Here is a 25,287-nt window from a genome sequence, read left to right as displayed (position 1 = left end):
TTCCTCGACGATTTACTTGCTTAAGACGCACATTTTTCGGTGCGTTTGTTTTTATCAATTACTAAATGCAACCCAATGAATGCGACGATTAAAATAATTGGGAAGATCAGTAGGTTTTGTAATACAGCCTGTCCGGCTAAAATTTCAATTTGTTCAGCGCTTGCGCCACTTGCTTCTGCTGATGAGCGTGCCGTATCTATCCAGCTACCAATTACAGGGTTCCAGATGCTCATAGCAAACATGCCTGCACCGCCCATTAACGACATACCCAGCGCCCCTGACTTTGGAATGTATTCAGCAACGCAGCCAAGCATGGTCGGCCAAAAGTAGGTTACGCCAAGTGCAAAAAGCATCGCTGCTAGATAAATCATGCTGCCCTCGGCTTGGCTCATCATAAAGATACCTAAGCTTGCACAAATGGCAGATCCAAGTAATACACCAGTAGGGTTGAGCTTATGCACAATGGGGCCTGCAAAGAAACGACCAACCGCCATTAAGCCGGTGATCAGGGCTAATACCACCATAGGAGAGGCACCCGATGAACCTAAAATACGCTCAATCCATTGTTGTGTGCCAAATTCAGTGGTTGCGGTAAACGTCATACAGGCAATTAAAAAGATGTATAACGGCGTAAATAAGTGGCGAATATTGCTGCTGGTAGAGTGAGTACGCGTATCAAAGCGTGGAAATTGTGCTTTGATCAGCATAGCGCCATAGATAACCGTAGGAATTAAAATTAACGCTACTTGCCATTGCCAGTTTAAACCTGCTCCCGACATAAAATTCGAAGCAAGTGCGCCAATCACAATGCCACCTGGGAACCAAACATGAAAACGGTTTAGCATAGTGGTGGTGTTTTTAGGGTACATTTCTGCAATTAGTGGGTTACAGCCAGCTTCAACAGCGCCGTTGGCAAAACCAATTAAAAAGGTAGAAACTAGTAAGCCCCAAAAACCATCAGCTGTTATTGTCAAAACAAGACCAAGTAAATGACAGATAAACGCTAACGCCACTAATTTTTTCGCGCCAATGGCATTATAAATAATACCGCCGACCATAGTCGCGACCGGAAAGCCTAAAAATGCCATGGCATTAACCCAACCTAATTCGGTGTCGGTTAAGCCAAACTCACTGCCAAGTTGACCCAAAATACCAGCACGAATGGCAAAGGTCATGGAGGTCACAATCAGTGCTATACAGCAAAGCCGAAAGACAATGCGGTTATAATTATTGTTGTCCATATTGTGTGTCCTGTGTGTTCTATTGTTGTCGGTTTTATAAACCTAAAATTCGATTATTACGCTCAGTGTTTGTTGCGCCACTGGCAAAATCGTCAAAGGCTTTGTCGGTTGGGTTTATTAAGTGTGCTTTAATAAACTCAGCGCCTTCTCTTGCCCCATCCTCTGGGTGCTTTAAGCAACATTCCCATTCAAGTACAGCCCAGCCATCAAAACCATATTGAGTTAACTTGCTAAAGATTTGCTTAAAATCTACTTGGCCATCACCTAAAGAACGAAAACGCCCTGGTCGGTCTTGCCAGTTTTGAAATCCGCCATAAACACCTGAGCGGCCATTTGCGATAAATTCGGCATCTTTGACATGAAACGCCTTAATGCGCGAATGATAAATATCGATAAACGCTAAATAGTCGAGCTGTTGCAATACAAAATGGCTCGGATCATAAAGAATATTAACGCGTGGGTGATTATTGGTTGCTGCTAAAAAGCGCTCAAATGTCACACCATCATGCAGGTCTTCACCCGGATGTAATTCATAACACACGTCCACGCCATGCTCGTCAAAGCAATCTAAAATGGGTAACCAGCGCTTAGCAAGTTCACTAAAGCCTTGTTCAACAAGTCCTTGTGGACGCTGTGGCCACGGGTAAAAGGTATGCCATAAAAAAGATCCCGAGAACGTCGCATGGGTTGTTAAGCCAAGGTTTTTACTTGCTTTAGCAGCCATCATCAGTTGCTCTGTTGCCCACTTTGTTCGCGCTGCAGGGTTGCCTTTTACATGCTCTGCGGCAAAGTTATCGAACATTTCATCGTAGGCAGGGTGAACAGCAATTAACTGGCCTTGCAAATGTGTTGATAACTCTGAAATTGTAAGTCCATACTCTGTGGCAATACCAGTGACTTCATCGCAGTAATGCTGGCTTTGAGCTGCTTTTTCTAAATCAAAAATAGTCGGGTTTGAGGTTGGCACTTGAATCGCTTTGTAACCTAAACCACTTGCCCATTCACATAAACCACGAAAGCTATTGAAGGGGGCTTTATCTGAAATAAACTGCGCCAAAAATATTGCTGGCCCTTTGATTTTATTCATTCTTTATTATCCAATCTGTAATTTGTGCCATTTAGTATCTTGCTTCGATGAAGCAACAACTTGCTCAATAAACGCCATACCACGCACAGCCTCATTGATGCCAGGTACATCAAATGCTGAATTTGTTGCGTTATCGCCTTGCTTAAATGCGTGGATCTGCGCTGCAAAATTGCGGTAAATATTGGCAAAGGCTTCAAGGTAGCCTTCTGGGTGACCGGCAGGGGCACGCAGGGCATTTTGCGTATCAGGGTGTAATTCCCCCACGCCTGCTCTAAGTAATGTTGCGGCTTGATTGTGGCCTCTTAGCCATAAGCTATTAGGCTCAAGTTGCGACCACTCAAGACTGGCTTTATCGCCATAAATACGCAGGCGTAAGTTGTTTTCATCGCCAATAGCAATTTGGCTTGCCAATAAAACGCCTTTACAACCATTATTGAACCTAAGAAGCACAGTGCCATCATCATCGAGGGCTCGGCCTTCAACCACATGATTTAAATCAGCACAAAGCTCAGTGATTTCGAGATCAGAGACATACTCGGCTAAGTTAGCTGCATGCACGCCAATGTCGCCCATACAACAACTAATGCCAGACTTACTGGTGTCTAAACGCCAGCTTGCTTGTTTTGAACCTTCGTCTTCGCTGTGCGCTAACCAGCCTTGAGTGTACTCAACAATGACTTTACGTATACTGCCGAGCTCGCCTGCTTTTACGCGATGCTTGGCTTCTTTGACCATAGGGTAACCGGTGTAAGTGTGGGTTAACCCATATAAAACCTGCTGTTTTGCAATAATGCTTTGTAATTGCTCTGCTTCTGCGAGAGTAAGCGTTGCAGGTTTATCTGAGAGCACATGAAAACCATGTTCAAGCGCCATTTTCGCGACCGGAAAATGTAAGTGGTTTGGCGTAACAATAGCCACAAAATCAATACGCTGATCAGTAGGTAATTTTGCCTCTTCGGCAAAAAGCGTTTGGTAACTGTCGTAGCAACGGCTGCTATCAAGCCCAAGTAGTTCGCCAGTTGCTTTACATTTGTTTGCGTCTGAACTGAATGCGCCTGCAACAAGCTCTATCATTCCGTCTAATCGCGCTGCAATTCGATGGATAGCGCCAATGAAGGCACCATCGCCACCGCCTACCATTGCCATGCGGATCTTAGCTTTGCTCATCTTAAGCGCTCCTAAATTTAAATAGCGTCTGCTACTGTTAATGTCATGTTATTGATAATAGGAAAGCTTAGCCAATAAGCGCTAATAAAAATTCGGTTGACAATGCAACAAAATCGGCGTTTAAAATATATAGGGCTGTTCTTTATTGAGACAAAATTAAGCGATGGATATTCAAGAAATAATAAAAAAAGCTGGCGTAAATCAGCTAATTGCTGCATTTGATTTACTGCCAGATATCCTCTTTTGGGTAAAAGACACAGATAGTAGAATCTTGCATTGTAATCAGCATTTTATTGAGCATCAGGGTTATAAAACACTGGAGCAAATATTGCTAAAAACAGACTTCGATTTTTCACCAAAGCACCTTGCGTTTCAGTACGTCAATGACGATAAACGGGTGATGGAAGGCTACATAGTGACTGACCGTTTAGAGCTGAACCAAACCCAACAAGGTGAGCTTGGTTGGTTTTCTACATCAAAGCATGCTTTAAAAGATCACGATGGCAATGTGATTGGCACTTACGGAGTAACCCGACATCTACAAAAAACCTCAAAAGCGCTTTCTCATGTAAGGGCAATTGAAGAGCCGGTAAAATTTATTCGCGAGCATTACCATCGTCAGATCAGCATTGATGAATTAGCAGAGCTTGCGCATTTGTCGGTAAGTGCTTTAGAGCGCCGCTTTAAAAAGCATTTAGCAAAAACACCTAATCAATTTATTAACGAAGTGCGTCTCGAAAATGCCCGCAAGCTACTGATTGAAACGCAACTGCCCATTTCACAAGTGGCCTACCAGTGTGGGTTTTCGGAGCCGAGTTACTTCAGCAAACAATTTCGGCGTTTGTTTGGTGAAATTCCCTCACAAATGCGCTCGCAATTAGGAGATTAAATTGCAGCTCTTGCCATTAAAATAGCCCCTTGCTCTGCACTGGCAAGGGCGGGGGTTAAATGCGCTTTACTGGCATCAGTTAAGTAAGGCGTGATGGCACTGGCAATGCCGCCCATCAAGGTGACGTTTTCAATACCTTGTTTTTCAAAGTAAGCGATATAGCGGCTAATGTATGCGCACGCTTCATTGATTAATTGCTGACAAAAAGTATCGTCAGAATGGCTAAAAACTAGGGGCGCAAATTTGGCAAGCTCTGCAGGGCGCGCTGATATTAAACGCTGACTTAACGCTTGGCTTGAGTCACAATTAAGCTGGGTGAGTAGGGTATCTATTGCAGCTGAACTTTGCGCAACACCATCAAGTACTGCAAATGCTTTACGGCAAAGTTGTAAACCTAACCAACCACCACTGGCACCATCGCTCAGTAATAAACCATAACCCCCTAATTCGCTAAATTGGTTTTGCAGCTGGTAACCCGCACAAAAGCCCGTACCAAGAATAATCACCGCGCCATCATGGTGTTGATGAGCGCCTTTACAGGCAATCAGCATATCTGTTGACAGGGTAAACTTGGCAAAAGGGTGCTGCCACTTGGTCATAGCTTGGTAAGCTGAGTCGATATTAGCTCCGGCAAGCCCTGCATGCACATAAGTGTTTTTTAGCTCGCTTAAGGCAAGCCCTGCCTCATGAAAAGCATGTTCAGTCGCGTGGAGTATTGACTCTTGGCTTTGTTGGTAGCTGGTGGCCACGTTTGCCGAGCCACTTATAGCTTCGCTGAGTAGAGTGCCGTTTTCGTTTTCTAAACGGACTTTACACTTACTGCCACCACCATCAATTCCTAAAAAATACGTTGCCATGCTTAATCCTTTGAAAGAAGCTTATTGATAGCCTCAGCATTAATTGCACCATTTTCGTTGTGCACGCATGAGTGTACATGCACAGCTGCCTTTGCTGAATGGTTTTTTATTAATTGCCAAAGTGTTGGCGCGTTTTCTAAAGTAACGCCACCACCGATAACAATTTCTATCTGATTAGCGCTGTGTGCTAAGTATGTGTTGAGCAGCTTGTAGCCATCTACAGCACTTTGACCGCTTTGCCATGGCGTGCCTGCTGTTAAGATGCGGTCAACGCCTAAGCTAATCAGTTTCTCAAGTGCGCTTAACGGGTTTGTAAGGGTATCGAATGCACGGTGAAAGGTCACCATCAGGCCATGCTGTTTGGCTGTGGCAACTAAAGAGCGGGTCACTTCTAAATCAAGTTCGCCGTGTTTAATTGCACCAAATACCACGCCATGCGCCCCCGCGTTCGCTGCCAGTGTAATTTGTTTTTGCATTAGGTTGCGACATTCAGCGCTAACAAAAAAGTTGCCTGCTTCGGGGCGTATCATCACCACTAACTCTGCACTATTAGTCAGGTTTTTCACCGCACAGTCAATCGCATTAACACTTGGTGTTAAGCCACCTAGGTGTAAATTACTGCACAATTCAAAGCGTTTCGCGCCTAAGTTACTAGCCATTGAAATGTTGTTAGCAAGCTGCTTTAAGCACCCTTCGTTTAGGCATACTTCAAGAAATTTACCATTATTCATGGGCGTGTTTTTACCATATCTATTACACCTATTTTTTAGTTACTCAATTTGTGAGTGATTAACAAATACATGGAATTTAAAATTATTATTTATTATCAATAATTTAAATGTTAGTTTGAGTTTGTTTTGCTGAGCCTATAAACTCAAAATCGCTGAGCTTAACTATAATTCAGAAAATATAAAAATGAATATAAAATATTCCTAACGCCGATTTTGTCATATCTCTCACCGAATTTTTATTATCACTTTTTGACCGCTCACCCTATTCTGAGTTTGAGTTTAACAAGCTGTTAACTACCGAAAATCAGTTTAAAAACCGACAACAATAAATCGTTTTTGCAGGGGCTAAAGGCTCTTAAACAAAAACAGAACACACAACTGGAGATAGGCATGGGCAAGCAAACTGTAATAAAAACAAAAGGGCAAGGAAGGCATTTTAAGCGTAATGCAATTTTAATATCGCTACTGGCTGCAATTAATACAAGCTATGCAGCAGAGCAAGCTAATGATGATGTAGAAGTGATTGAAGTACGAGGTATTCGTTCTTCAACTGCAGAAAACTTAGCAATAAAACGACTTTCAACGGCGACAGTTGATGCAATCACCGCAGAGGATATTGGTAAGTTTCCTGATAAAAACGTCGCTGACTCATTGCAACGTGTATCGGGCGTTTTGATTGACCGCGACGGTGGCGAAGGTAGCCGCGTGAGTATTCGTGGTACGTCACCGGATTGGACTCTCACCCAATTAAACGGTAACTATATTGCTTCATCAGGTTCTGGTACTCCTACCCGTAGTTTTAATTACACGTTATTGCCTTCAAGCATGATCAAAAGTGTAGAAGTGTACAAAAGTGCTGAAGCACGCATCGATGAAGGTGGTATTGGTGGTACGGTTATTTTACACACCCGAAAACCTCTTGAGATGGAAGCAAATTCAGGGGCGTTAAGTGCAGAGGTGACTTACGATGATGTGTCTGAAGACACTAAGCCGCAAGTCAACGTGCTGTATTCTTGGAAAAATGACGACGAAAACTTTGGTGTACTGGCCGGTTTTACTCGTCAAGATCGCACCGTAACAACCATCACTAACAACGCATCACACTGGCGTTTTCACTCAGATACCGTTGAAGGGGCAGAGCGCCCAGCGCTGGTAGACCAAGCCACTGGCGAAGTGTATAACAATGTATGGGCGCCTCGTGCGATGAGTGTTAATAACTCAAACCAAGACCGTACACGCGATGGTTATCAAGTCGCTGTGCAGTGGGCACCGAGTGACAGACTTGATTTAAACTTTAACTATTTTGGTGCCAAGTTAGGCTACGACCAAACAGGGCAAAGTATTACTTTTGCCGAGTGGAACGATAACCACAACCCGTATTACGGCATTGTACTTGATGGCGATACCGTGGTTGCCTACGGTAATGGCGATAATGGTTTACTGAATGATAATAACTGGGGTGATGCCGATGTAAATGACGGTGTGGCTGTTCGCCGTGGTTTGTTATCGCCGCAGTTAACAGGGCGTGAGCGTTTTGGCGAGTCAAAATCAAACACCTATGATTTTGAAGGTACTTATTATGGCGACACTTACAGCATTACAGTAAAACTTGGTCATACTGAAGCTGAAGGCGGAACCTCAAAAGAAACCTACGCCAATATTGATGCACGTTTAGGCTCAGTAAACAGCTGGTTGTGGTCAATTGAAAACGGAAAACCAAGCTACGAAGTGTCGACTGATTTAGCCTCTGATAAAGAAGCATATCAATATTACGATTGGTTTGACTCATACTCATCTGAAAATGAAGACTCAGAAGATTACTTTCAAACAGATGTGAAATTTGACCTTGATGGCAGTTTTTTCACTCGTGTTTATGTGGGTGGTAAATACCGCGACCACGAAATTAAAGGCATTCGTAATGACTTTCGTTGGGATGACGGCATCGCTGATAACGGCGGTTACCGCGGTTACTTACCAGGTACTGAGTGGTTCCATAATCCAGATTTTCACCCAGATGCGCCAACATTGGTAAGCGACCATGTGGTTGATAACAGTGCAGGTGATACAGGCGCATTTAACTTTTTAGCGTTTGATTTTGGAGCGCTTGATAACTACTTAAAAGAAAACTTTAGTCAGACAGTGGTGCCAACACTTTCGGGTACCTATGCCCTAGAAGAAAAAATTTGGTCTGTTTACACCCAAGCGGATTTTGAATGGCAAGATTTCCGCGGTAATGTTGGTGTGCGTTATGTAAATACAGAGCTGAGCACCTTGACCTACGATGATGTTATAGGTCAAGACGATGACGACACGGATCCAAATGAGCGCAGTAGTGATGGCAGTGAAGTATTACCAAGCTTTAACCTTGCATGGGATGCAACTGAAGATCTAGTGGTGCGCTTTGCCGCAGCACGCACTATGGCAAGAGTGAGCTATTCAGACTTAAGCCAAGCAGAGTCATACGGTCCTCCAGTGAACATTAACTCGCCTGATTCATGGACAGGCCGTGGTAATGGTACCTCGGTAAACACAGGGCTTGAACCTATGTTATCTGACCAATTTGATTTAGGTATTGAATGGTATTACGGCGATGGCTCTGCACTGGGTGCCACGTTATTCTCAAAAGATATTTCTAACTTACCAATCTCGACAGTAGAAATTGTAGAGCGTGAACATGATTGTTGTAACGGCCCAATTGAGGTCGAAATGAACACCAAAGTGGGTGGGGGTGATGCAAAATCAGAAGGTTTAGAGCTGTTCTTCCAGCACTCGTTTGATAATGGTTTTGGTATTTTAACTAACTATACCTACACAGATACCAGCACCAGCGAAGTCTCGACAGACGGACAAAAAACAGAGGCCGAAATACCAGGCACCGCTAAGCACCAATATAATGTGTCGGTGTACTTTGAGAATGACGACTTTAGTGTTCGTGCGTCATATAACTGGAAAGATGACCGTGCCAACGGTATTCACCAAGGCTACAACTTATATACCAAAGACTATGGTCAGCTAGATGTGAATGCCTCGTATAACTTAACAGAGGATCTTTCGTTTACCGCGTCAGTGGTGAACTTAACAGAAGAAATAGAAGAAGGATATTGGAAACAAAGCAATCGCTTTACCTATAACCAATATTCAGGCCGCCGTTTTTACTTAGGCGCAAATTATAATTTCTAACCCAAGACATGTTGTTTGTTGCAACCTAAAAAGGTACTTTTATTAAAGTACCTTTTTCTTTTTTAAGACAATAATGATTGAATTTGTAAAAACAACGGAGCAAGACAAAGCCTATTTACTCGACTTAAGATTAAATACCATGGTTGAGCACTTAGAGAATCAAGGGTTATTTTTATCACTTGAGCAACATCAAGCAAGAGTGGCAGAGCATTTTGAGCACAGTCATTTAGTTTTAAATGATGGGCAATGTGTAGGCGCTGCAAAGTTCATCTTGAGTGACCAAGCTATCAGTTTGTTACAGCTACAAATTGAACCTAAAGAGCAGGGCAAGGGGTTAGGCACTAAGGTGTTAGATGCACTCAAAGCGCAAACAGCAGAGATTAATTTAACGGTGCTAAAAGCGAATCCAGCGTATGGATTATATCAACGGACAGGGTTTAAAACGCTAGGCGAAGACGACTATGAGTTTCATATGCAGTGGCAGAAATAAAAAAGGGCGCTGTTAAAAAACTAAGCGCCCAATTTTGACTATTTCTTTTCTTCGTCAGGTAAGGTGACGTTTAGCTCAAGTACTGCTAAGTCATCTTCGTTTTGATCAAACTGAACCTGAACTGCATCAGTGTTTACATTCACGTACTTACGAATAACATCAAGGATGTCTTGTTTTAGCTGTGGTAAGTAATCTGGTGTACCACGCTGTGAACGTTCGTGCGCGACAATGATCTGCAATCGCTCTTTTGCTAATGACGCACTGCTTTTCTTTTCTGAGCGGAAGTAGTCAAGTAAAGACACATTAACCTCCAAAAATCCGTTTGAATAAGCCTTTTTTCTCTACGTCTAAGAAACGAAAATCAACAGTTTCGCCTAATAAACGATTGATAGCATCTGTATACGCTTGGCCTGCATCCGATTCAGAATCTAAGATAACCGGTTGACCAGAGTTTGATGCACTAAGTACAGCTTGTGATTCTGGAATAACGCCCAGTAATTTAATCGCTAAGATTTCTTGTACGTCTTCTACTGAAAGCATTTCGCCTTTTTCAACACGCTCAGGATTATAACGTGTTAATAGTAGGTGTTCTTTTACGCTTTCTAGGCCTTCTTCAGCACGTTTTGACTTGCTGTGTAAAATACCAAGAATACGGTCAGAGTCACGTACTGATGATACTTCTGGGTTCGTTGTTACAATCGCTTCATCAGCGAAGTACATTGCCATCATTGCACCGGCTTCAATACCCGCTGGTGAATCACATACAATGTAATCAAAATCTTTTTTCAGCTCGTTAAGTACGCGCTCAACACCGTCACGGGTTAGGGCGTCTTTATCACGTGTTTGTGAGGCAGGTAAAATGTATAATTTATCGACGCGCTTATCTTTAATAAGTGCTTGATTTAGGTTTGATTCACCATTGATTACGTTTACGAAATCATAAACAACACGGCGTTCACAACCCATGATAAGGTCAAGATTACGCAGACCAATATCAAAGTCGATAATAACGGTTTTAAAGCCTTTAAGCGCTAAACCTGTGCCAATCGCAGCACTCGATGTGGTTTTACCAACACCACCTTTACCAGAAGTAACGACAATCACTTTTGCCATGAGATTTATCCTTTAACCAAAGCTGAAATTTCTAATGAATCATTTTTTTGTTGGATTTGTACTGCGCTGCCCCAGTGTTCACCCTGAAGAGAGTCGCTGATCCAATAACTACCATTAATTGAAACAAGTTCTGCTTCTAATTTTTGGCAAAATATATTTGCTTCGTTGTAACCTTTTGCCCCTGCAATTGCACGGCCGCGTAAGGTGCCATAAATATGCACATTACCATCGCTAATCACTTCGGCACCATGACTTACAGCGCCAATCACGATTAAATCGCGGTCTTTAGCATACACTTGTTGGCCCGAACGTACAGTGCCATGAATAACTTGCGCAGGCAGGTGAACGGTTTTTTCAACGATAGATGTATTTGTTTGTTGTTTAGCGGTCGCACCCTTAACGTCTTGTGAATAATTTAACACCGACAGGCCCGCAGCTTTTGCGATTTCGTTTTGCTCTTGAGAGCCATTACAAACCCCAACCGGGTTTAACGAAAGACCACTTAACATTGATTTTAAGAAAGAGAAATCAAGCGCTTCATCTTGTACGTCGCTTAAGTTGATTACGATAGGCGCACCGGCAAAGAACTTAGGTGCTTGGGCGATTTTCTCATCTAACTGCTTACTTAAAAGGGCTGTATCTGCTGAAAATAAATGTAAAACAGATAACGTAAAAAGGTTCCCTTTTAATTCAAAAATTTGTTCCGACATACACGCTCAATTGAATTGTCTGGATTAGCATTATTTAAGTATAAACACAGGCTGAACAAGGCATATACAGTAAAAATCTAATCTATTTTTTCTAACTTATTATATGACTCATGTTATAGTGTGCGCCTTCGTTAAGCAAGATATTATAGGGTCATAATGCTAACTGCGGTGTATAAAAGTATTAAAAAAGCGGATACATACCTTTTTGTAGAAAAAAGAGATGATTTCTCTCGCGTACCTGAACCTTTACTAGAAACGTTCGGTCAACCTAAGTATGTGATGATCATCAATCTAGCAAGCCGTGAAAAGTTAGGCGTGGCAGATTTAGAAACGGTTAAGCAAGCGTTAATTGATAAAGGCTTTTACTTGCAATTACCTCCGCCGGAAGAAAATCTGTTAACCCAATTTAAAAAAGACAAGGGAGTTGAGAGTGATTAAAAAACTTGCCGTTATTTTACTCAGTGCTTCATTAAGCACTTCAGTATTGGCAGAAGAAAAGACACAAGCTGATTTTGACGTTTACGTTGCTGCATTAAAAAAAGAAGCGATTGAAAAGGGCTATGATCAAGCACTTATCGACCAAGCATTCGCAACGGCTAAATTTAAAAAGAAAGTTATTTCAGCAGATAAAAATCAGCCAGAAGTAAAAGAAACCCTCGAAACCTATTTACCTAAACGTGTGCCGCAATGGAAAATTGACCGCGCCCGTAAATTATACAAAGAACACCAAGACGTACTTGAAAAAGTAGCCAAAGAATACGGCGTTCAAGCGCGTTTTATTGTGGCACTTTGGGGCCTTGAAAGTAACTTCGGTAAAATCCAAGGTGGTCACAGTGTAATTGCATCATTAGTCACACTTGCTTTTGATGGTCGCCGCGAAACCATGTACAAAAACCAACTTTGGGCAGCGCTTGATATCTTAAAAGAGGGCCATATCACCCTTGATAAGTTCAAAGGCTCATGGGCTGGTGCAATGGGTCAAACACAGTTCATGCCAACGTCGTTTAACTCATATGCAGTAGATTACAACGGCGATGGTCGTAAAGACATTTGGACCACAGAAGAAGACGCTTTTGCCTCAATTGCTAATTACCTTAAGCAAGAAGGTTGGAACGATGATTTAACCTGGGGTCGCCAAGTTAAATTACCTGAAGGCTTTGATAACGCAAACATTCTTAAGCGTGGCACTAAAACCCGCAGTCAATGGCTAGAGTATTGGAAAAACTCAGAGCGCAGCCTTGCAGACTGGCAAGCTCTTGGTGTGCGTAAAATGGATGGCAGCGACTTACCAAATGTGGACATAACCGCCGCAATGGTAATGCCAGATGATACCAATGGTCGTATGTATCTAGCCTACGATAACTACAAAGCACTTATGCACTGGAATCGTTCGTATTACTTTGCAACCAGTGTTGGTTACTTATCAGATCGCATCGGTTACCCAGCGATTAAGTAATCGAGTAATAAAAGTTAGCAAGTATCAAGGGTAAAGCGATAAGTTTTACCCGAGCAACTTGCTAACTTTACTCTTGTAACTTGTAACTTATTCGGCGTAAAAACGCCTCCTACAAACTTTACTCTTGTAACTCGAAACTTTCCCCTCAATCGCGCTAAAGCTCGACCTACAAGAGAGCGCGCGAAACAAGTTTCACGCCTACGATAGAAAACATTAGGCGCTAGGATTTAGGCTCTGGGACGCGATATTAAATCGCTGCTACATGTTCGGCGTTAAAACGCCTCCTACAAACTTTACTCTTGTAACTCGAAACTTTCCCCTCAATCGCGCTAAAGCACGACCTACAAGAGAGCGCGCGAAACAAGTTTCACGCCTACGATAGAAAACATTAGGCGCTAGGATTTAGGCTCTGGGACGCGATATGAAATCGCTACTACATGTTCGGCGTTAAAACGCCTCCTACACCAAGAGGTGATATTGATGTAGGTCGTCATTTATGGCGACAATATTTTGAACATTATTTCGTAGGAACGGCTTCAGCCGTGAACCTCAAATAATCGGCGTTGAAACGTCTCCTACAAACTTTCCCCTTGTAACTCGCTAACTTTACTCTCGCCCCTAGCAACTCGCTAACTTATTCCCCTTTCCCCGGCTTTTTCAAAATCTTGTCTTTAAAATCAAGAACCTTACCAATGCCAGAACCTAGTTTCATTAGGCTTTGAAGTTGTTCAGGGCTTAAGCGTTGTAGCTCTGCTGACCATTTGGTTACGGTTTCGAGTAGGTCGTGAATTTCTTGCATTTGCTGCTGAGCAAAACGCTCATCATCAGTATGGGCTTCTTCTAAAATATTATCGCGAAGCAGGCTAAGGGTTGGGTCTATCTCGCGTTTTTTACGCTCTTCGAATACGCGGTTGGCCATATCCCAAATGCTGCCAGCAGGGCCGTAGTATTCTTTACGGTCACCCGGAATATGATGCACTTTAATTAAGCGCCAAGACTGTAGCTCTTTAATGCCCATGCTGACGTTTCCGCGCGAGATACTTAAGGTATCGGCAATTTCATTGGCGGTCATTGGCTCTTTAGTAATGGTTAATAATCCACACATTTGACCAATGGTGCGGTTAAAGCCCCAACGGCTACCCATTTCACCGCAGTGCATAACAAAAGCTAAGTTTTTTTCAGATAGGCTCATAATTTTTAGTATTCAAAAATTTCAGAAATTAAATGCTAGCACGCTCGGGGTATAACTAAAAGAAATAGCCACTATGCAATCTGCTACTACTAAAGTGTAGATACGCCATATTTTAAATTTAAGTTATTGAATTTAAAGTGTAGTTTAATTAAATGCCGTGGTGATTAGCTATTTGATGTGGATCAATAATAGTGACAGTTAATAAGTTTATCGTATAGGCTGAAATCCAATAATACCATGGAGGAAGGTTATGAAAGCTGCAATAAATAAAGAGTACAAAGGTAAATTAACTATCGAAGATATCCCATGCCCAGAGGTGGGAATTAACGATGTGCTAGTTAAAATTGCCGCATGTGGCGTGTGTCACACAGATTTACATGCTTGTCATGGAGATTGGCCAGTCAAACCAAAAATGCCATTAGTACCGGGTCATGAAGGGGTAGGTACAATCGAAAAAGTAGGCGCAAACATTAAACACTTATCAGTAGGAGACCGTGTTGGTGTTCCTTGGTTGTATAGCGCCTGTGGTCATTGTGAGTTTTGTTTAGAAGGCAAAGAAACCTTATGCCTTGAGCAGCACAACACTGGGTATTCAGTTGATGGTGGTTACGCTGAGTACTGTGTAGCCCATGGCGATTACGTGGTTAAAATTCCTGAAGGATTAGGGTTTGCAGAAGCCGCACCACTATTTTGTGCGGGGGTTACAACCTATAAAGCGCTTAAAGTGACTGATGCCAAAGCGGGTGATTGGGTTGCAATTGTCGGTGTTGGCGGCCTAGGCCATTTAGCAGTGCAATACGCAAAAGCGATGGGCTTTAATGTAATTGCCGTTGATACCGGCGAGAGCAAGTTGGCACTAGCCAAAGAGCTTGGGGCAGACATTACCATAGATTTTATGAAGCAAGTGCCTTCAGAAACCATTTTTGAACAAGTAGGCGGCGCACATGGTGTTGTGTGTACTGCTGTTTCAAAACCCGGTTTTGAGCAAGCCTATAAAAGCGTGCGCCGTGGCGGTAAATGCGTGCTTGTAGGTTTACCACCCGAAGATATGCCATTGCCAATTTTCGATACCGTGTTAAATGGTGTGTCTGTTGTAGGCTCTATCGTTGGTACGCGTAAAGACTTACAAGAATGCCTCGACTTTGCAGCCAAAGGTAAAGTTAAAGCCATTATTGAAGAAAAACGCCTAGAAGATATCAACGATATTTTTGACGACATGCTAAAAGGCGATATCACAGGCCGAATCGTGATGACGCTTTAAGCTGAGTCAGTTAACGCTGTCAGGTTTGTTGAGTAATCAATTGAATCTGACAGTTTTTCATATGCTAGAAAATAGGGGGGTTGTAACTCGTTATTGCCTCTAGATGAGCTAACGTAATTACTCAATAGGTCTGCTTTGAGTGATCCGATACAGTGCTATGCATTTAATGCTATTGGCTAAACTCCATAAATCTGACATACCACATAACTTTTATGTTATTACCAATACGAGGGACTGTGTAAATATATTAGTTTTCTTGTTGTGCTTCCATATTCAAAAAATAAGCGATGAGCGCAATTTATCTTTCTGAATCTCTCTAGTATTAATAAAAAATTATAGTTGGTAATACATACGTTATTTGTTAAGAATAGATTTATTAATACATGAGCGTGACATCTGCAGAAAGATGCGCGAAGCGCGCAATATAAAATTGTTATACGTCGAACAGGCATCACAGATGATTTTTAATAAATTCATTAGAGTATTCAAAGAAACGAAAGGGATGCCAAAGTTATTCCAGTTTCAGCATATGCTTAACTCAATTACATATTCACTAATGGTACTTTTTGCTTTCTGGCCTTGGCCAAACGGAGAGTATTCGTTGAATGGGCGCAGCCTTACTTACCAAGAATTTTGGTTAACAGGCATGGCACCTGGTTTCCTATTATTTTGCATACTAATCATTTCAATTTGCTTCGCTTCAGTGAATAAACACTGGGCTGGCCGTGTAGGTACTTTTTTATACTGGGCATCTATTATTGCCTTCATGTCTTTCTATTCTTTAACTGGGGTAGTAATAGGTGGGGCATTAATTGCTTTTTGGGCGTACTATGTGTTTTATAGCACTGAGATGAGGCAGTTTTTTGCTCAGTCAAAAGTATAACAAACAAATTATTGCACTCGCTACCGCTCGTTGGGACTCAAAACCTTGGCGTGCGCTTTCGTGCCTAAACAATAGCACATAGTTTTTCGTTATCTACTTAGAGAGCCTGAGTTAAATGGATGCATTGAGTAAGCTTCAAGAAAAAAATAAAATCCACTCTAAGCATCAGCGTAATGCTAGCTGGAGCGCAGTTTGGGTGTTTTTACTAATGAGCCCATTGTTATTTAGCTATGGCAACGAATTTTACTTTTCTGTGATAAAAAACATTCAAATTGAGGCTCCGCACCCATTTATAGTCTTATTTGGCTCGTTATGTTTTGGTTTACCTTTATTAGCTATCGGTGAATGCATTCTTTTCAAGCGCGTTAATAAATTACTTCTTTTAATTATCGCAGAAGCTTGGTTTATCTGGTTTTGGGTTGTTAATCCATTATCTTGGTTGGCTTTTTTACCATTGATTCCTGCATTTGTTATATTGCAAATACAACTCCCTCAAATAAGAACAGGTAAGTAAAGGGGTTATAACAAGACAGTAAGTGGGTAAATTAACAGTTGGCTGTTTTCATTGTGTTCAACAGTGTCAGCGAACTATAAATTTATTAATTAGGAGAGAGTTATCCATGGAAGCACTAGAACGAATCACTGAAAGAGTATGTCGCAACGGTCATCCAGATGACCCGGAGACACCAAGACCATTACTTTCAATTGATGAGTTTTTCGAGGGAAACGATGTAGTAGGAAGCATAGGATGCAATTTAATTGATATTCCGCATCCCAATGATTTTTTAAGAGTATTTAAGGCTATTATCCACCGACCTGATGTGAAGGATATTAGAATCCAAGTGTCTGCTTTTGATGATCCAGATTGGCCATTTTCGGATACAGTGTACATAATGACCTCTGCTTCTGAATCTGAGGTAGGTTCATGGTTCCCTGAACACTTAAAACCCGACGAAATTTGGGAGGGCTTTGTTAATCAAGATTACGAGGCTTATGAAATACCCGCTGAAACCCGCCCAGTAGCAGTTTGGTGGGATTAATAAGCAATTTATCAAACATTGATTATGTGCTTAATTATTAGAGCGTAAGATCCCGTTGTATTACTTACAACCTAAATGGGTCGGTAACTGTCAAAAGGATGTTCAAAATTAAAAAGCTAATATTGATTTGTCTTATCTATGCTTTATCGGGGTGTGCTTCTTCTGATGTGGAACCTGTTCCAAAAGGCTGGGTTTTGCTTTCGTTCGATATTGATAGCAATGGAAATCCTATTAATATCAAAGTTCTTGAGTCAAATCCGTCTATCGTTTTTGATAAAGAAGCTATTATTGCCTTGGAGAAATGGAAATTCAAACCTAAAGTTGTAAATGGTGTTCCAGTTGCTCAAAAGGAAATGCAAGTGAGATTGGATTTTGAGTTGAATGACGAAAATTAATAATCCAATAAAAGCTCATATTACTCATTCTTTGTTTTAAACAATCACAATAGGCTAAAGCGGGTGCTAATCTTGAAATTGAAAAGGAATTTCTTTTTAAATTCGACGATACTCGTTTCAAGCATATAAATGCTACACCAGTTAGAAACACGCTAACCTGTCGGGTTAATTTATAAATGAGACTATACATACTCAAATTTATAAAACTTGAATGCTTACCAACCATCCAAATATGTACCTAGTTCTTTACCCTTTTCAATATCCTCTTTAGCTAAATAGCTGATACGACTTTGTTCATTTCGCATACTAAATCGATGAAATGAAATACATAAAAGCAAATACATCAACCAGAAAAATAACAGAAACCCTGTGAATAATAAGGCTTTTTCAATGAGATCAAGTCCATCCCTAAAAAACACTATTGGAATACCGATTAATGCAACTAGCCAAGAGATATAAAAGAACGATGCTTTTGCTGCAGTCTTTATAATTGTCGAATTGTAGTATTTCAATGGCAGACCTTTTGGTATTTCATAACATGTATAGCTAAAGTTTGGCTGTTATCCTATCAACTCTCATCGAAGTTACAGTACAGACTGTAATAGCCTATCTAACTCTTGCAGTATTCCGCTAGTAGTGCATTAACGTAATCTGCACCAAGCTCTTTTGCTTTTTTCCAATTCTGACAAGCGGCTTCTAAATCGCCTAAGGCTTTGAAGGAGTTTGCCATATTAGCGTAAGCGCGCTGCAATGTAATTTCATCCTTCGGGATAATTTCAATTACAGTACCATAATCAGCAATTGCCCCCAGATGATCGCCGTTGTCATCTTTTAACGCTCCTCTATTTAATAATGCGCTAGAAAAGTTTGGTGCAATCTCTATCGCTTTATCATAATCAATCATTGCAGCATTAGAAGCATATAATTCATTTTTTGCTATCGCTCTCGAATAAAGAGCGTCTACGTCTTTGCTATTCACTTTAAGTGTATTTGTCCATTGCGCAATGGCAGCAGAAAGATTGCCTTGATTATAGTAATCAAAACCTTTGTTAAAAAATTCGTCTGCTGTTGTTGCCTCAAATGGCGGAAAAAATTGATTGTTTTTATCGAATGGCGCTCCAAACCCTTCAAATTTTGCATCAAACTCGTATCCTCTTTTGTACATATCTAATGTCCAATACACCAAGTTATCTGCGGTTACAGGGAAGGGACTCGTTTTTCCTGATAAATCCCATACACCATTTTCGGTCTTAACTGGCTCTAAAACTTTATATCCGTAACTATTTTTCAGAAGTAAAGCCAAATTATTTAATTTGGCTTTACTGTCAGAAAGAAAATGAAAATCGAAAGCGAGCATTGAATACGGTGTTAAGCCATTCGACCCCATGCTGAAATAAACAGAATCTGCACTATTAATTTCATCGTTATAATTTTTAGAGAACGCCGCCCATGTGAAGTATGTGTTTTCCATTGTGATTCCTTTAAATGAAACTAGCGTTGTAACTAGAAAAATTGTCTTAAAATTCACAAAATCTCTGCAAAATTATCTGTCATTTATAATCTATCATCTTATGTTTATTACCAAAAATCCAAACAAAAAAGCGCGACCTAACTAAGCCGCGCTTTTTGCTATCAATTCACAATTAAAGTGTGTAGCTAAAAGTTAATTTAGCATTACGCTCTTCTCCTGGCATGCCGCCTAAGAACATTGCTTTTGAGTAATAGGTTTTGTTAAACAAGTTATTTAGGTTTAACTGTAGTTTCCAATCATCTGTTTGGTATTGAATTGCGGCGTCGTAAACCGTGTAGCTCGGTACGTAGCCATCAGGAATACCAAACGAGGTTGAATGAGTGCTGCGGTCATCAACATACTTTACGCCTGCGCTAATTGTAAGTGGCTCGGCTAAATCAAACCATTTAGCGTCATAGCTTAACCAGCTGCTTGCTGTTACATAAGGCACACCTTTTTGGCGAGAATCAAAGCTTGATGAATTTGGATTTTGCTTATCGCGCGCGTCTTGATACACCGCGTTTACGTTAAGTTTCCACTGCTCGTTTAAATCGGCATTTAAATCAAGTTCAACACCTTTGGTTTGCTCTTCACCATCGTAAAAGCTTTTTGGTACTGAGGCATCAGATACACCGGTTTCGTAATCTGGGTTGGCATACTCAAGGTTTGTACGGGCACTATCAAATATCACAAGTGAGGCTAGTAGTTGATCGTCAAAGGCTTTTACACGCATACCAATGTCGTTACTGACTGACTCGGCGTCATCGCGGTCTGCTTCGTTACCCGATACACTGCCAAGCACGCTGTAGGCTGTACGACCTTTAGAGTGGTTTACAAAGAACGAGATATCATCGCTCAGTTTGTAGGTTGCACCTAGGTTGTAGGTCATTCCGCTGTCTGATGTATCTGCTTCTGGTGTTGGCTCGGCGGCACTGGCGCGGTAGCGTGCATCAACACCAAAGTGTTCGTAGCTTTGTTTGATACGGTTAAAGGCAACGCCTACTCGGGTTGTAAAGGTATCGTGAATATAGGCAACATGTTGAATACCCACACCCCAAGCCTGAACCTTTTTGTTGTAATCGCTGGTTTTTAGCGGATCGTAATCAAAAAAGCTGCCTTCGCCCCAGTTCGGGTTACGAATATCAAAAATGTAAGGTAATTGACCTTGGTAAATAACCTCTCCATCTTTGTTTTTAATGACCTGATCAGCATCGTAAATTGAGTATTGTTTGAAACGAATATCGCGGTCTTCGTAGTTAGCGTTTACAAGTAGTTCGTTATCAATACCTGCAAAGCTAAAGTCATAACGCAAGTCAGCAAAGTATTGCCATGATTTTTCGTCAGCTTCAACTTGGCGGTATTCTTGGCGACGCGCGGCAAATGGGTAAAGTACGTCATCAACCACTAAAGGAGCACGCGGATCAGCATTGATCACGCCATTACGGTTCCAATAAACATAGTTATAAGCACCCGTTTGGCGGGCAAAGCTCGATTTGTAATTACGGTATTGTAGTTGCTGATTTAAAAATAAATTATCAGTGATGAAGTAGTTATGGGTTAACTTAAAGCGCAGCTCTTCGCCTTCGTTATCATTTGCCATTGGCGAGATAATACCGTTATGACCAAAGGTGTAAGGCGTTAAGCCATCATTTGCTGCCAGTGAGTCTGCTAATTGTTGGCGTTGCTGTTCGGTTAGTTGTAGGCCTTTTGCCGTTGCATCGTTAATTAAATCGGCAGCGGTTACTTCACCTGCGGTTTTACCATTCACTGAGTCGCTGTTAAAAATACGAATAGGGTGGCCAATTGAATCAACGGCAATGGCATCTTTGATATAAGCGGCAGAAATCATGATGTCTTGTTTGTCGCTTAAAACGTATTTTAACGCGCCATAAATTTCATCGCGGTCGTCTTTTAAGTCGCGGTAGCCATCGCTGCGAGCGGTTTTTGCGTTAACGCGATAAGCAAGGTTCTCTGTTAATGCTGCTGTGCTATCAAAGCCTAATGAGTAACTATCCCATTGACCAAGCTCGGCATTAACGGTGTGTTTTTCAGTGAATTGTGGTTTCTTTTCAATAAGGTTGATAACACCGCCTGCGCTACCCATACCATATAAGCCCGTTGCTGGGCCTTTAAGTACTTCTACAGATTCAACATTGGTCATTGAGCGTGTAGGGTTAAAGGTGTTACCTAGGCCTGCACCGCCGTACATGCCATCGTATGTATAGTTAGCGCCTAAACCGCGGATCACTAAGTTATCGCCAATGCCGTAGTTATTACCGGCTTGGGTTACACCACTGATGTTGCGCACTAAGTCTTGTAAGTTGGTTGCGCCTTGTGAGTTGATAAGCTCTTGATCAACAACTACAACCGGGGCTGGCGTTTCCATTAGGGTCATATTTGATTTAGTGGCAAGGCCCGAATCAAGTACTACACGGTTTTGTTTGTCGTAAACGGTGATACGTTCAACTGAGTCTAAATCGTTGGCGTTTGCATTGAATGCGCTTAAGCAGGCAAGGGCTAAAATTGAGTATTTATGTGTCGTCATTATAGGTAAATTGTCGAAATTTTCCAGCAATGATAATGCGAGCTATTTTCATTTCAAGTTTTATTTATCTGTTTTAGGTAATTTCTTAATTCTCATACAGGTTGCTAACAACTGGTTTTATGGTTGTTAATTTTGTTTACGATATAGATACAAGAAAGGTTGCTGGCTTCACTCATGCAAAGCCAGCATAATAGCTTATTTAAAAACCTTGCCGTCTTTCATTACAAATTGTACATCTTCAAGTACTGCAATGTTTTCAAGTGGGTTGCCTTTAACGGCGATAATATCGGCTAAGAAGCCGCTTTTGATTTGCCCAAGTTGATCATCCATTTTTAGCAGTTTAGCGCTATTGATGGTGGCAGACTGTAAGGCTTGCAGTGGTGTCATACCAAATTCAACCATACGCGAGAACTGCTTCGCGTTATCGCCATGAGGGTAAATCGCGGCATCAGTACCAAACACCATGTTTACGCCAGCTTTTACTGCACGGCTAAAGCTATCACGTTGCTTTTTAGATACTTGGCGTTCTTTGTTGAGGTTTTCTTCTGCAACCCCGTTTTGTTCACCAAAGGCAAGGGTGTACTCAGTGTTGTAAATATCCATTGAGAACCAAGTGCCGTGTTTTTTGGCAAGTTTAATGGCTTCGTCATCAACAAAACTAACGTGCTCAACACTGTCTACACCGGCAACAATGGCCGCTTTAATACCACTGGTACCGTGCGCATGGGCTGCAACGGTTAGGCCACGTAAATGAGCTTCGTCAACAATGGCGTTCATTTCGTCTTGGCTATATTGTTGAATACCGACTTTTGTGCCTTTTGAAAATACCCCGCCTGTAGCGCAAAACTTAATGGCATTAGCACCGTACTTAATGTTTTCACGTACTTTAGCGCGCACAGCCCATGGGCCATCAGCAACGCCTTCGGCGGTGTATTTCATTTCTGGTGGTAAACGGTTGTTATCACAGTGACCGCCAGTAACACCTAAAGACGGGCCAGCTGCCCAAATACGTGGGCCAACAATATCGCCTGCGTTAATGCCATCGCGTACTGCAATCACGCTGTAGCCTTCTGCGCCTAAGTTACGCAGCGTTGTAAAACCTGCATACAGTGTTTTTTCGGCAAAGTGTGCCGCTTTAATTGCTTTACGCGGAATCGATTGACCAATTCGCTCACTGCGCGGCACGGTAGGATCGCTCGTTAAATGCACATGCATATCCATTAAACCCGGCACCAAAGTCAGTTCTAATAATTGAATGTGCTTATCGCCGTCTTTTAAGTTTGGCTGTTTATTGCTTTGTACAGCTGTAATTTGACCATTATCTATACTGATAAGTGGTGATTTAATCAGTTTACCTGAATTTACATCTACCATGGCTTTTGCCGATAAGTAGGTGGTTGCGTAGGTATTTAGAGAGGTTAGGCAAGTTAGGCCTAGGCTAATAGCAAGAGCTGTCTTTTTCATTTTTATTCAAAATTGGTAAGTCGAGCCGCCACTCTAGCAATCAGCTTGCAAAGTGTAAATAAACTGCGATAAGTTGCAGCGATACTTGCTAAATAGGGAACTAAACCCTCATAATTTACGCGTACTTAATATAAGGGCAGGGAAAGAATGAAAAACGTAAAACTAGCACTACTTAGTTCGGCGGTGATGTTTGCATTACTTGGTTGTAATGAATCAACGCCAAGCAACGAAAAAACAACTCAGGCAGTAAGCAAACAAGCACCAAGCGCAACGTCAGCCACAGAGCAACTTGATACATTACTAGCAGACTACTTTGAAGCAGGCTTAAAGTTTAATCCAATTGGTGGTACTTACATTGGCCGTAGCGAATATAACGACCAATTTATTGCACCTATTAGTAAAGCAAACCGCGACGAGCAGCTTAACTTTGTTAAAGAATACAAGAACAAATTAGCAAATATCGACAAAGCGCAATTAAAGGGTCAGTCATTATTGAGCTACGAAATTCTAGCCCGCGATTTAGACCTTGCGATTGAAGGCGCTCAGTTTCCAAGTTACTTAATGCCAATTAACCAAATGGGTGGGGCACATAATACCTTTGCTGCATTAGGTTCTGGGCAAAGCGCACAACCTTTTAACACGGTTGAAGATTATCAAGCATTTGAAAAACGTGCTGACGGTTTCATCGCTTGGTTAGACAGTGTTGAACAATCAATGCGCCAAGGTATGAAAGACAAAGTGGTTCTTCCTAAACCGCTTGCTGAAAAACTATTACCGCAATTTCAAACTCATATCGTAGAAAAACCAGAAGAGTCATTATTCTGGGGGCCAATTGCTCAGTTACCTGAATCTTTCAGCGACGAGCAAAAAGCACAGCTAACAAGCGCGTACACGGCGATGATCAGCGAGCGTTTAGTGCCTGCGTATCAAAAAATGGCTGACTTTTTAGCGAATGAATATATTCCAAATGCCCGTGAAAGCATTGGTTACAGTGACCTACCAAATGGTAAAGCATGGTATGAGTACCAAATTAAACAGCATACAACGCTGAGCTTAAACGCCGATGAAATTCATGACATTGGCTTAAGCGAAGTATCGCGCATTTTATCTGAGATGAAAAAAGTCAAAGAGACTGTCGGTTTTGAAGGCGATTTAAAAGCGTTTTTTGAACACCTAAGAACCTCAGATGAGTTTTACTACGATACGCCTGAAGAGTTAATTGCCGCGTACGAAGCTGTAAAAGAAAAGATTGATGCTAAGCTGCCGCAAATGTTCGATATTGCGCCAAAAGCGCCATACGTTGTAAAAGCCGTTGAAGATTTCCGCGCTGAATCAGCTGCGGGTGCATCTTACCAGTCGCCAGCACCAGATGGCTCCCGCCCAGGTATTTTCTATATTAATACCTTTAACCTAAAAGCACAGCCTAAGTTTTTGCTTGAAACCTTGTCTATTCACGAAGCCGCACCGGGTCACCACTTTCAAATTGCCTTGCAACAAGAAATTGAAGGACTACCGCTGTTTCGTAAATTTGGTGGCTACACGGTATTTGCAGAAGGTTGGGCATTGTATGCAGAAAGTTTAGGTAAAGAGCTTGGCTTATTTACCGACCCTTACATGTGGTATGGCCGTTTATCAGATGAGCAATTACGTGCAATGCGCTTAGTGCTTGATACTGGTTTCCACGCAAAAGGTTGGACACGTCAACAAGGTATTGATTACATGTTGGCTAACTCATCAATGGCCGAAAGCGACATTATTGCCGAAGTTGAGCGTTACATTGCATGGCCGGGCCAAGCGCTGTCGTACAAGTTAGGTCAGTTCAAAATTCAAGAACTACGTGACTACGCGAGCAAAGAGCTAGGCGATAAGTTCGACATTAAAGCTTTCCATACGCAAGTGCTGATTGATGGCGCATTACCTATGCCAATTCTTGAAGAGAAAATTAAGCGTTGGGTTAACGAGCAAAAATAATATACCAAACAAACTCAAGGTGCGAGTTTCAGTTGGAATTAAAAGCGATTTAGGCAAGGCATTGATTGCAAGTAATAGTGGTTCTATTGTTAAAATCAATAACGC

Annotated in this window: 24 protein-coding genes; 11 read left to right on the top strand and 13 right to left on the bottom strand. The window is 41.7% G+C overall.

Going from position 1 to position 25,287, the window contains the following annotated elements; all coding sequences use genetic code 11:
- Positions 1–20: 20 nt before the first annotated feature.
- From CWC28_RS14090 to CWC28_RS14080, 3 genes are read right to left on the bottom strand one after another with little or no spacing between them, the layout of a single operon-like run.
- Complete coding sequence (locus CWC28_RS14090) at positions 21–1,241, bottom strand: MFS transporter (protein WP_105181874.1); 1,221 nt, start codon at positions 1,239–1,241, stop codon at positions 21–23.
- 34 nt (positions 1,242–1,275) lie between these two features.
- Positions 1,276–2,328, bottom strand: coding sequence for a sugar phosphate isomerase/epimerase family protein (locus tag CWC28_RS14085; RefSeq protein ID WP_138625289.1), 1,053 nt, complete (start codon positions 2,326–2,328; stop codon positions 1,276–1,278).
- Between the two features lie 6 nt (positions 2,329–2,334).
- Positions 2,335–3,495 carry a Gfo/Idh/MocA family protein gene (locus CWC28_RS14080; RefSeq protein ID WP_138625288.1) on the bottom strand — a complete coding sequence of 387 codons (1,161 nt, stop codon included), beginning with the start codon at positions 3,493–3,495 and terminating at the stop codon, positions 2,335–2,337.
- A 163-nt stretch (positions 3,496–3,658) separates the two neighbouring features.
- Here CWC28_RS14080 and CWC28_RS14075 point away from each other — a divergent pair, with 163 nt between their 5' ends.
- On the top strand, positions 3,659–4,384 hold the full coding sequence (locus CWC28_RS14075; protein ID WP_054552042.1) for an AraC family transcriptional regulator: 726 nt from the start codon (positions 3,659–3,661) through the stop codon (positions 4,382–4,384).
- Here CWC28_RS14075 and CWC28_RS14070 read toward each other — a convergent pair.
- Together CWC28_RS14070 and CWC28_RS14065 are read right to left on the bottom strand one after the other, a co-directional pair.
- Complete coding sequence (locus tag CWC28_RS14070) at positions 4,381–5,241, bottom strand: glucosamine kinase nucleotide-binding domain-containing protein (protein WP_138625287.1); 861 nt, start codon at positions 5,239–5,241, stop codon at positions 4,381–4,383. The genes CWC28_RS14075 and CWC28_RS14070 overlap by 4 nt on opposite strands.
- Positions 5,242–5,243: 2 nt before the next feature.
- Positions 5,244–5,972, bottom strand: a complete 729-nt coding sequence (locus CWC28_RS14065) for a copper homeostasis protein CutC (protein ID WP_063707433.1) — start codon at positions 5,970–5,972, stop codon at positions 5,244–5,246.
- A gap of 390 nt (positions 5,973–6,362) precedes the next feature.
- Here CWC28_RS14065 and CWC28_RS14060 point away from each other — a divergent pair, with 390 nt between their 5' ends.
- Positions 6,363–9,152: a TonB-dependent receptor gene (locus CWC28_RS14060; RefSeq protein ID WP_138625286.1), complete on the top strand. Its 2,790-nt coding sequence runs from the start codon at positions 6,363–6,365 to the stop codon at positions 9,150–9,152.
- Positions 9,153–9,225: 73 nt separating this feature from the next.
- The gene (locus tag CWC28_RS14055) at positions 9,226–9,642 is read left to right on the top strand and encodes a GNAT family N-acetyltransferase (RefSeq protein ID WP_105173490.1); all 417 of its coding nucleotides are present in this window, start codon (positions 9,226–9,228) and stop codon (positions 9,640–9,642) included.
- A gap of 38 nt (positions 9,643–9,680) precedes the next feature.
- Here CWC28_RS14055 and minE read toward each other — a convergent pair whose 3' ends face one another.
- From minE to minC, 3 genes are read right to left on the bottom strand one after another with little or no spacing between them, the layout of a single operon-like run.
- Positions 9,681–9,944 carry a cell division topological specificity factor MinE gene (gene minE / locus CWC28_RS14050; RefSeq protein WP_054552047.1) on the bottom strand — a complete coding sequence of 88 codons (264 nt, stop codon included), beginning with the start codon at positions 9,942–9,944 and terminating at the stop codon, positions 9,681–9,683.
- 1 nt (position 9,945) lies between these two features.
- Positions 9,946–10,755: a septum site-determining protein MinD gene (minD, locus tag CWC28_RS14045; protein WP_063707427.1), complete on the bottom strand. Its 810-nt coding sequence runs from the start codon at positions 10,753–10,755 to the stop codon at positions 9,946–9,948.
- Positions 10,756–10,760: 5 nt separating this feature from the next.
- Positions 10,761–11,465, bottom strand: a complete 705-nt coding sequence (gene minC, locus CWC28_RS14040) for a septum site-determining protein MinC (RefSeq protein ID WP_063707426.1) — start codon at positions 11,463–11,465, stop codon at positions 10,761–10,763.
- A gap of 156 nt (positions 11,466–11,621) precedes the next feature.
- Between minC and CWC28_RS14035 the strand changes: the two genes are divergently transcribed.
- Together CWC28_RS14035 and CWC28_RS14030 are read left to right on the top strand one after the other, a co-directional pair.
- Entirely contained in the window at positions 11,622–11,903 is a 282-nt protein-coding gene (locus CWC28_RS14035) for a YcgL domain-containing protein (RefSeq protein ID WP_063707425.1), read from the top strand.
- Positions 11,896–12,921: a lytic murein transglycosylase gene (locus CWC28_RS14030; protein ID WP_063707424.1), complete on the top strand. Its 1,026-nt coding sequence runs from the start codon at positions 11,896–11,898 to the stop codon at positions 12,919–12,921. The genes CWC28_RS14035 and CWC28_RS14030 overlap by 8 nt, the downstream gene beginning before the upstream one ends.
- Before the next feature lie 634 nt (positions 12,922–13,555).
- Here the strand turns inward: CWC28_RS14030 and CWC28_RS14025 are convergent.
- Positions 13,556–14,113, bottom strand: a complete 558-nt coding sequence (locus CWC28_RS14025; protein ID WP_055021667.1) for a GbsR/MarR family transcriptional regulator — start codon at positions 14,111–14,113, stop codon at positions 13,556–13,558.
- 250 nt (positions 14,114–14,363) lie between these two features.
- Here CWC28_RS14025 and adhP point away from each other — a divergent pair, with 250 nt between their 5' ends.
- The 5 genes from adhP (at position 14,364) to CWC28_RS14000 (ending at position 17,692) form a co-directional block, all read left to right on the top strand.
- On the top strand, positions 14,364–15,374 hold the full coding sequence (gene adhP / locus CWC28_RS14020; RefSeq protein WP_063707422.1) for an alcohol dehydrogenase AdhP: 1,011 nt from the start codon (positions 14,364–14,366) through the stop codon (positions 15,372–15,374).
- A gap of 457 nt (positions 15,375–15,831) precedes the next feature.
- Positions 15,832–16,257 (top strand): hypothetical protein, encoded by a 426-nt coding sequence (locus CWC28_RS14015; RefSeq protein WP_063707420.1) that lies wholly within the window; start codon positions 15,832–15,834, stop codon positions 16,255–16,257.
- 115 nt (positions 16,258–16,372) lie between these two features.
- Positions 16,373–16,771 carry a hypothetical protein gene (locus CWC28_RS14010; RefSeq protein ID WP_063707418.1) on the top strand — a complete coding sequence of 133 codons (399 nt, stop codon included), beginning with the start codon at positions 16,373–16,375 and terminating at the stop codon, positions 16,769–16,771.
- Positions 16,772–16,877: 106 nt separating this feature from the next.
- Positions 16,878–17,297, top strand: a complete 420-nt coding sequence (locus CWC28_RS14005; protein WP_063707416.1) for a YfbO family protein — start codon at positions 16,878–16,880, stop codon at positions 17,295–17,297.
- Positions 17,298–17,395: 98 nt separating this feature from the next.
- Positions 17,396–17,692: an energy transducer TonB gene (locus tag CWC28_RS14000; protein WP_233999067.1), complete on the top strand. Its 297-nt coding sequence runs from the start codon at positions 17,396–17,398 to the stop codon at positions 17,690–17,692.
- 215 nt (positions 17,693–17,907) lie between these two features.
- Here CWC28_RS14000 and CWC28_RS13995 read toward each other — a convergent pair whose 3' ends face one another.
- From CWC28_RS13995 to CWC28_RS13980, 4 genes are all read right to left on the bottom strand, one after another.
- The gene (locus CWC28_RS13995; protein ID WP_063529932.1) at positions 17,908–18,204 is read right to left on the bottom strand and encodes a hypothetical protein; all 297 of its coding nucleotides are present in this window, start codon (positions 18,202–18,204) and stop codon (positions 17,908–17,910) included.
- Between the two features lie 98 nt (positions 18,205–18,302).
- Positions 18,303–19,163, bottom strand: a complete 861-nt coding sequence (locus CWC28_RS13990) for a tetratricopeptide repeat protein (protein ID WP_082874126.1) — start codon at positions 19,161–19,163, stop codon at positions 18,303–18,305.
- A gap of 172 nt (positions 19,164–19,335) precedes the next feature.
- Positions 19,336–21,747 carry a TonB-dependent receptor gene (locus CWC28_RS13985; protein ID WP_138625285.1) on the bottom strand — a complete coding sequence of 804 codons (2,412 nt, stop codon included), beginning with the start codon at positions 21,745–21,747 and terminating at the stop codon, positions 19,336–19,338.
- A 195-nt stretch (positions 21,748–21,942) separates the two neighbouring features.
- On the bottom strand, positions 21,943–23,211 hold the full coding sequence (locus CWC28_RS13980) for a Xaa-Pro dipeptidase (RefSeq protein ID WP_138625284.1): 1,269 nt from the start codon (positions 23,209–23,211) through the stop codon (positions 21,943–21,945).
- 147 nt (positions 23,212–23,358) lie between these two features.
- Here CWC28_RS13980 and CWC28_RS13975 point away from each other — a divergent pair, with 147 nt between their 5' ends.
- Positions 23,359–25,182 (top strand): DUF885 domain-containing protein, encoded by a 1,824-nt coding sequence (locus CWC28_RS13975; RefSeq protein WP_119852923.1) that lies wholly within the window; start codon positions 23,359–23,361, stop codon positions 25,180–25,182.
- Positions 25,183–25,287: the final 105 nt, after the last annotated feature.

The organism is Pseudoalteromonas sp. S4492 (assembly GCF_005886115.1).
Taxonomy (GTDB): domain Bacteria; phylum Pseudomonadota; class Gammaproteobacteria; order Enterobacterales; family Alteromonadaceae; genus Pseudoalteromonas; species Pseudoalteromonas gelatinilytica.
Note: the sequence above shows the minus strand (reverse complement) of the source record. Positions and strands in the feature narration are given on the sequence as shown.